Origin of the sequence: Pseudoxanthomonas sp. 22568 (genome assembly GCF_052044485.1) — a bacterium.
Classification (GTDB): domain Bacteria; phylum Pseudomonadota; class Gammaproteobacteria; order Xanthomonadales; family Xanthomonadaceae; genus Pseudoxanthomonas_A; species Pseudoxanthomonas_A beigongshangi.
Genome location: NZ_JBQENC010000024.1, coordinates 1 through 7,498, shown reverse-complemented (window position 1 = coordinate 7,498; position 7,498 = coordinate 1). Strand labels below are relative to the sequence as shown.

Genomic DNA, 7,498 nt, shown 5'->3' with positions numbered 1-7,498 from the left:
GCGGGGGAGGGCTGGGGTGGGGGCGAACGTGCCCGTACACCTTGCGGCGCTGAAAGCGCCCCCCATCCCAACCTTCCCCCGCAAGCGGGGGAAGGGGCGGCACCGCTTGCGGGGAAACAAACGGACCACGGATTCCGCTCCTTCCCCCGCAAGCGGGGGAAGGAGCGACACCGCTTCAGCGCTCGGAGCGGCGGATCACTCCGAACCCGCACCACCCTGCGCCACGCGCGAGCGGCGCAGGAAGGCGATGAAATCGGTTGCCGGCAGCGGCCGCGAGAACAGCCAACCCTGCGCATAATCCACGCCACGCGCCTTCAGGTAGTCCAGTTGCGCCTGGGTCTCGACGCCTTCGGCGACGATGCGCAGGTCCAGTTCCTGCGCCATCTCGACGATGTGCGCGGTGACCAGGCTGGTGGCGGTGTCCAAGCCGATGGTATCGACGAACGACTTGTCGATCTTCAACGCGTCCAGCGGCAGATCCTGGAGATGGCGCAGGCTGGAATAACCGGTGCCGAAGTCGTCGATGGCCACCGAATGGCCCGCTTCGCGCGCCTCGCCCAGGGTGAGCCTGGCCGCCTCGATGTCGATGAAGCCGCGTTCGGTGGCTTCCAGCCAGATCTGTTCCGGCCGGATCCGGGTGCGCGGCAACGCCTCGCGGACCACGTCCAGGAAACGCCCGCTGCGGATGTCCTGCGCGCTCAGGTTGATGGCGATGTGCAGCGAACGATCCCGGGCCAGTTCCGCTTCCAGGTCACCGATGACCCCGTCCAGCACCTGATCGGTGAGCGGTGCGATCAGGCCGCTCTCCTCGGCGAGCGGTATGAATTCGTCCGGCGGCACCAGCGCGCCCTCGCGACGCCAGCGCACCAGCGCCTCGGCGCCGACGCACGCGCCGGTGCGCAGTTCGATGATGGGCTGGTAATGAACGAGGAACTGGCGCCTGCGAATCCCGCGTTCCAGTTCCGCCAGGGGGGACAACCGTTGGCGGATCAGCCAGACCGACAGCGCCACCAGCGCGGCCACCAGCACCAGCGCCAGGGGCAACAGCTTCAGCTGCTCCTCGCGCAGGCGATCGGAAATCCCCGCCAGCGGCCGGACCGCCATCGCACGCCAGCCGTCCTGCGTGGCCGCGCCGTACAGCTGGCCGGCGCGGGTTCCGCGTGATGCGCCCGCTTCCGCGCGCGCGAGCAACCCGGAGGCTGCCGGCGTGTTGACCGTGATCGGAGCGCCGCCCGGCGCATACACCGCGATCTGCACATCGTCGTCGGCCAGCACGTCCACCAGCCGTTCCGGATTGACCAGCGCGCTGTAGCCGCCGCGATGCAGCACCAGCATGGACGGCGCATCGCGGATGTGCGGCTGCACGTGCGTGCTGACGCCGATGCCGTCGCCGGTGGTGAAGTCGCTCGCCGCGCGCGGGATGTGTCCACGCAGCGCGCCCCAGGAACTGCAAAGCAGGCGACCGTCCCGGAAGTACGCCACGTCCTCGGCGGAACGCGTATCGAGCGTGGCCAGGCGCAGTTCCTCGATGTGCCGCGGCGAACACGGCACCGCGTTCGAGCGGGAAAGGGTGTCGAACGCCTCATCGATTTCGGTGAAGGCATCGCGGGTGCGCGCGATCGCGCCGGCCGCGTAGCGCTGTAGATGCGCCTGTTCCTGGCGCAGGCCGGATTGCCAGCTCAGATAGCCCATGCCGCCCAGCGCGCCCAGGCTGGCGAACACCGCGAGTGACACGCCCAGCAGCAACACACGTTCCCTGTACATGCGGCCTTCCGGTTGCGGCGAAGGCGACAGGTTAGGCCGCTCCCGTGGGCCTGCCAACCGTCCGGCGGCCCCGGCTATCCGTCACTTCTCCCCGGGCAGCGCGTAGGCCACCCGGAACACGTCCATGCCGCCGGCGGCGTCGCGCTGGCCGGAAAACAGCAGGTGCCCGGGGCGCGACCAGTCCAGCATCGGCGCATAGCTGTCGTAGCGTGGATGGTTCAGGCCATCCGCCAGGCGATGGCCGGCGTCGTAGCCGGTGCCGGCGGCGTCGAGCGCGGCCACGAACAGGTCCACGCGATCGCGACGCAGATCACCCGCGCGCGTGAACACAATCGTCGTCCCGTCATCCAGGAAGGTAGCGTCGAATTCATCGGCATCGGTGTTGATGCCGCCCGGCAGGGATTGGGCGCTTGCAAACCCCGCGCCGCGCCGTTCGGCGACATACAGATCCTGCCGCCCCGCGCCACCCGCGCGATCACTGGAGAACAGCAGCCTTTCGCCATCCGGCGACAACATCGGCGCGAACTCTTTGCCGGCACTGTTCACCGCCGGCCCCAGCCATTCCACCTCGCCGAAAGCGTCGCCGCGCACCTCCACCCGGTACAGGTCGTCGCCACCGGCGCCGCCCGGTCGATCCGAACAGAAGTACAGCTGGCGTCCGTCCGCCGAGAACGCCGGATCGAAATCGCGGCCCGAGGTGTTGAACGGCACCGGTGTCGGCGGTGACCACCTGCCCGCTTTCCGTCGCGACGTCCACAGGTCGTAACCGCCCGCGCCGCCTGGCCGATCCCGGCTGAACCACACCGCGGTATCGCCATCGGGGCTGAGGGTCAGGCGCACCTCGCTGTAGGAGGTGGACACCTCGCCCGGCGCGAAGCGCTCGACCGCGCCGGTCACCCGCATCGGCCGATCGCCCGCGGCTTCGGCCGCGACCATCCCGAGAATCAGCGTCATGTATCGCATCATCATCGCGACCCTCTAGCCGTTCCGGGTGAAGTCGCTGATCCAGTCGGTGTCCCAGCTCGTCCCGCCATCGCGGGAGCTGGCCTGCTCCCAGCGCGCCGAACGCGGCGTGATCCGCGACCAGATCACCCGCGTGAGGATCACTTGTCCATCGACGATCTCCTCGCCGATGAACACGCGCTCGCCGTTGCGGATCCGGCCGCGCAGCGGCGCGCCGATGCGATCCGGCGTGCGTCCGTCCAGCCACCAGCTCGACCATTCCCCGCGCGCCGGATCGAACGCGCGGATACCCATCCCGCGCACGTCACCACCGGGCATCCGCATCAGGTTGTCGCCGACGTTGCCGAAACCACCCAGCACCGGCCAGTTGTGGAACGTGCCATCGAACTCGTCCCAGTCTTCGGTCCGCGACAACCGCGGGCGGCGCCGATGCCGTACCCGCCATTGGCCGGCCAGGAAATTCCAGTCGTCCGGCGCCTGCGGCAATCGCGGCAACGGCGTGGGTTCGGCGTTCGTGCGGGTGAACCAGTTGCGCCAGTTGACCTCCCAGCTGGCGCCATCGTCGCCCGAAAACGCCTGTTCCCACCACGGGCGCGGGCCGTGGATGTCGTGCCAGCGGAAACGCATGAGGATCGGTTGGCCGCGCAGGGTGTCGCGCCCGAGGAACGTGCCGCCGTCGCCGGCGAAGCCGCCGCGCACGGGCGGGTCGATGCGGGTGGGATTGCGCGCGTCCAGCCACCAGATCGCCCACTGGCGCGTAGCCGGATCGAACGCGCGGATGCTCATGCCGTGATAGCTGCCGCCGGGCAAGTCCATCTGGTTGTCGTCGATCGTGCCGAGTCCATCCAGGGTCGACCATACCGCGCCGCGGCCGGCAAACGACTCCCACTCGTCGCTGCCGGACAGACGCTCCTTCAGGCGCCGGTGACGAACGTTCCAGTTGCCGATCAGCCAGCGCCAATCCGCGCGCGGATCGGTTGCCGGCGCCGTGCTCCCCGCCATCGCCATCGCCGGGACCGGCCAGGGCAGCGCGGCGGCCGCGCCGGCGGCGAAGGCCATCAGCAGGCGGCGGCGACCGGAATCGGTGTCGGCGGAGGGAGCAATCGGCATGGCGGACCCGGCGGTGGAGTGAGGTTCACCGCCATGCTGCCGCCCCGGCCCGCACGTTGACCACGCGAACATCGGTGCCCAGACTAAGCCGCACTTATGGTCGGTGAACACCGCTTCCCTTCGCTTGCTGCCATCCGCGCCTTCGAGGCGGCCGCGCGGTCGGGCAGTTTCGCGCGCGCGGCCGAGGAACTGGACACCACCGCGGCCTCGGTGAGCTACCACGTGCGCCGGCTGGAACAGCAGATCGGCGCGCCGCTGTTCCTGCGCGGCGCCAACCGGGTGCAGCTGACCGAATCCGGCGAAATCGTCGCGCAGGAGGCCATCCGCGCATTCGCCGCGCTGCGCGCCAGCTTCATCCGCGCCGCTGCGGTCAACGAGTCGCGGCTGTCCCTGACCACTCTGCCGACCCTGGGCGCCAGCTGGCTGACGCCGAAACTCGGTGGCTTCCGCCAGCGCCATCCGGACATCGCGATCGAACTGGATCTGTCGGCCACCGCCGAGGATCTGGCGGGCGGCCGTTTCGACGCGGCGATCCGCAACGGCCACGGGCAGTGGCCCGGCCTGCGCGCGATCGAACTGTTCCCGAGCATCTTCATGCCGCTGTGCGCGCCAGCGCTGAAGGCCGCCGCCGCCGATCTCGCGCGGCCGGGCGGCATCTCACCCGTGCCGCTGCTGGGCCGGCCGGACTGGTGGGCGCTGTGGTTCCGCAGCCTCGGCAACGACACGCATGCGCCGCCCGAACGTTTCGCCACCCAGTTGTCCGCCGAACACCTGGACATCGCCGCCGCCATCGCCGGCCAGGGCATCGCGATCGGCTCGCCGCTGCTGTTCCATGACGAAATCGCCGCCGGCCGGCTGGTGCCCGCGCATCCGCACGTCGCCGGCGACGGCCGCACGTTCTGGTTCACCTATCCGGTGGCGCGGCACGCCAGCCGCAAGATCGCCTGCTTCGGCGAGTGGCTGGAAGGCGAAGCGGCGCGAGCGCGAGAGAACGCGCGCGGCTGGCTGCGCGCGGCACGGGTTCCGGCCACCTGAGACCGCGCCCGATCAGAGCGTGGTGGCATGGCGCCGATCCAGCTGATCCCGCGGCGGCCGCTGCACGCGCAGCGCCTGCAGGCCGCAGACATCGACATTCTCGTAGACCATCTTCTGGCCGGTGCGGAAGGTGAAGCGCACGTCGTAGCGGCAGCCGACGCCATGCAGTTCGACGGTCGAGGAGTCGCCGCCGCCACGCACCGCCTCACCCAGGGCCACGTCCTGGAACCGGCCGCTGCCGGGTTCGGCCACTTCCAGCCGGTCGATGCTGTCGTGGGCCCGGTTGACCAACGCCAGGTAGCGGATCCCGGCGGATGCGGCGGGTTCCGCCGCGGCCGCGCGCATGGCGGGAAGGACCATCAGTACCGCGACCAGCGCGGCAATCGGGAAGCAATGACGCTGACGCATGACGAACTCTCCAGGGCAACCGGCCGCCGTCATGGCCGCCGTCGCATGCATCAGGCGACGTCCCGCGCATTTCCGGCAACGGAGTTGGGACGAATCGTCGTGGCCGGATTCCCAATCGTAGTGGGCAGGCCCTTGCTTTTTCTTTGCGCGCAAGTGCGCTTAGGATGCCCTGCCCCATCCGCCACCGACCCGCCGCGACCGCCGCATGAAGATTCGTCTGGGAACCATCGAAATCGGCCTGGCCCGCTACCTGGCCCTGTGGCTGCCGGTGACTTTTGTATTCATCGTGCAGGGCATCATTGACGACCTCGCCTCCGGCCACCTGTGGGCGCTCACGGATTACGTGCGCTGGTCGGTCATCGTCTGGTACATCTGGGCCGCGCTGGCGCCGTGGGTGTTCCGCCTGGCCGAACGCCACCCCGTGCAGCCGCCGTATCGCGCCGGGCCATTGCTCTTCCATCTGTTCGCGGCCAGCGGCTTGACCTTCCTGTCGATGGTGGCTGGTGCCTTCATCTCCACCTTCTTCGAACCCAGTTCCTTCGGCGAGCAGCTCGCCCAGTTCTTCACCAAGTACATCACCATCGGCGTGGTGACCTATTGCGCGCTGGTGGCCATCCAGCATTCGTTGCGCTTCCAGGCCGAGAAGGCCCGCCGCGAACTGGAGGCCAGCCAGCTGGCCACCGAACTGGCGCAGTCGCGCCTGCAGGTGCTGAAGACCCAGTTGCAGCCGCACTTCCTGTTCAACACGCTGCACGCCATCGTCACCCTGCTGGACGAGGACAAGGTCAGCGCCGAGGACATGCTGCTGCGGCTGAGCGATCTGCTGCGCGCGTTCCTGGAGGACTACGACGGCCAGGAGATCACCCTGCGGCGCGAGCTGGCGCTGCTGGATCTGTACCTGGGCATCCAGCGCAAGCGCTACGGCGATCGCCTCGCCACCCAGATCTACATCGCCCCGGACCTGCTCGACTGCGCGGTGCCCAGCCTGCTGCTGCAACCGATCGTGGAGAACGCCATCCGCCACGGCATCGGCCAGCGCGTGGGCGGCGATCGCATCGAGATCGAAGCGCGGCGCGAGGGTGAACACCTGCTGCTGGAAGTACGCAACGGCAACAGCGTGCTGGAAGAAGGCGGCAGTCCGGGCGGCCACGGCATCGGCCTGTCCAATACCCGCCTGCGCCTGCGCGAGCTGTACGGCGAGGGCGCCGACCTGCGCCTGGACATGACCTGGCCGCAGGGCGTGGCCTGTCGCATCCGCCTGCCCTACCGGTTGCTGGAAGAACTGGACGACGTGCCGGAGCATGTGCCGGCATGAGCATCGGCGTGCTGGTGGTCGACGACGAGCCGATCGCACGCCATGCGATCGTCCGCCACCTGCGCGCGGATCCGGACATCGAGCTGCTGGGTGAATACGGCGACGGCGCGTCGGCGCTGGCGGCGATCCGTTCGCAGTCGCCGGATCTGGTGTTCCTGGACATCCAGATGCCGGCGATGACCGGCATCGAGGTGGTCGACGCGATTGGTCAGGCGCGGATGCCGGCGATGGTGTTCGTCACCGCCTACGAGCAGTACGCGGTCAAGGCCTTCGAGGCCAACGCGGTGGACTACCTGGTCAAGCCGTTCAGCCGCGAGCGCTTCGCGGCGACGCTCGCGCGCGCCAAGGATCGGCTTTCGGCCGATCGCGGTCCGCACGGCGGCGAATCCCGGCGCATCCTGCAGGCGCTGGAGGATCTGCGCCAGCGCGATGCCTGGCTGCAGCGGATTCCGGTGCGCGTGGACGAGCACGTGGTGCTGGTGCCGGTGGATGACATCGTCTGGATCAAGGCCAACCGCAACACGGTGGAACTGCACCTGGCCGATCGTGTGCATGAGCTGCGCGAAACCATGGCGGCGCTGGCCGAGCGCCTGGACCCGCGCCACTTCGCCCGCATCCACCGCTCGGCGATCATCAACGTGCGCCGGGTCAAGGCCATCCATCCCTGGTTCAACGGCCACCACGTGGTCACCTTGGACACCGGCCAGGAACTGCGCATGAGCCGCTACCAGCACGAGGCCTTCCTGCGGCTGGTGACCACGCGCCAGGCGGAGCGCTAGGCGCGGGCAGGAGCGGCCTCCGGCCGCGAGCTCTTGGCGGGGTGGGTACCGTTCGCGCGAGAAGCTCGCGCCGGGGACGGCGCTCCCACCGACGGGGATGCGGCCATCGCGCTGTCTTCGATGA

At 69.3% G+C, this 7,498-nt stretch carries 7 protein-coding genes; 3 read left to right on the top strand and 4 right to left on the bottom strand.

The window, feature by feature from the left end:
- Nucleotides 1–195: 195 nt before the first annotated feature.
- From ACTJI2_RS19430 to ACTJI2_RS19420, 3 genes are all read right to left on the bottom strand, one after another.
- Entirely contained in the window at nt 196–1,764 is a 1,569-nt protein-coding gene (locus tag ACTJI2_RS19430) for an EAL domain-containing protein (protein WP_440843055.1), read from the bottom strand.
- Between the two features lie 81 nt (nt 1,765–1,845).
- Nucleotides 1,846–2,718 (bottom strand): TolB family protein, encoded by an 873-nt coding sequence (locus ACTJI2_RS19425; protein ID WP_440843054.1) that lies wholly within the window; start codon nt 2,716–2,718, stop codon nt 1,846–1,848.
- A 24-nt stretch (nt 2,719–2,742) separates the two neighbouring features.
- Nucleotides 2,743–3,837 (bottom strand): hypothetical protein, encoded by a 1,095-nt coding sequence (locus ACTJI2_RS19420; RefSeq protein WP_203323601.1) that lies wholly within the window; start codon nt 3,835–3,837, stop codon nt 2,743–2,745.
- Between the two features lie 96 nt (nt 3,838–3,933).
- Here ACTJI2_RS19420 and ACTJI2_RS19415 point away from each other — a divergent pair, with 96 nt between their 5' ends.
- A complete protein-coding gene (locus ACTJI2_RS19415; protein ID WP_192199599.1) occupies nt 3,934–4,872 on the top strand; it encodes a LysR substrate-binding domain-containing protein in 939 nt (312 codons plus the stop codon).
- 12 nt (nt 4,873–4,884) lie between these two features.
- On the opposite strand, the gene ACTJI2_RS19410 is transcribed toward ACTJI2_RS19415, so the two are convergent.
- Nucleotides 4,885–5,280, bottom strand: a complete 396-nt coding sequence (locus tag ACTJI2_RS19410; RefSeq protein ID WP_440843053.1) for a hypothetical protein — start codon at nt 5,278–5,280, stop codon at nt 4,885–4,887.
- Nucleotides 5,281–5,485: 205 nt separating this feature from the next.
- On the opposite strand from ACTJI2_RS19410, the gene ACTJI2_RS19405 reads away from it, so the two are divergent.
- A complete protein-coding gene (locus ACTJI2_RS19405; RefSeq protein WP_183639435.1) occupies nt 5,486–6,595 on the top strand; it encodes a sensor histidine kinase in 1,110 nt (369 codons plus the stop codon).
- Nucleotides 6,592–7,374, top strand: a complete 783-nt coding sequence (locus ACTJI2_RS19400; protein WP_192199597.1) for a LytR/AlgR family response regulator transcription factor — start codon at nt 6,592–6,594, stop codon at nt 7,372–7,374. Before ACTJI2_RS19405 ends, ACTJI2_RS19400 begins: the two co-directional genes overlap by 4 nt.
- The last annotated feature ends 124 nt before the right edge of the window (nt 7,375–7,498 follow it).

Coding starts and splice junctions, on each gene's coding strand:
- ACTJI2_RS19415 (WP_192199599.1), top strand. CDS start 3,934: ATGGTCGGTGAACACCGCTTCCCTTCGCTTGCTGCCATCCGCGCCTTC.
- ACTJI2_RS19420 (WP_203323601.1), bottom strand. CDS start 3,837: ATGCCGATTGCTCCCTCCGCCGACACCGATTCCGGTCGCCGCCGCCTG.
- ACTJI2_RS19400 (WP_192199597.1), top strand. CDS start 6,592: ATGAGCATCGGCGTGCTGGTGGTCGACGACGAGCCGATCGCACGCCAT.
- ACTJI2_RS19410 (WP_440843053.1), bottom strand. CDS start 5,280: ATGCGTCAGCGTCATTGCTTCCCGATTGCCGCGCTGGTCGCGGTACTG.
- ACTJI2_RS19405 (WP_183639435.1), top strand. CDS start 5,486: ATGAAGATTCGTCTGGGAACCATCGAAATCGGCCTGGCCCGCTACCTG.
- ACTJI2_RS19425 (WP_440843054.1), bottom strand. CDS start 2,718: ATGACGCTGATTCTCGGGATGGTCGCGGCCGAAGCCGCGGGCGATCGG.
- ACTJI2_RS19430 (WP_440843055.1), bottom strand. CDS start 1,764: ATGTACAGGGAACGTGTGTTGCTGCTGGGCGTGTCACTCGCGGTGTTC.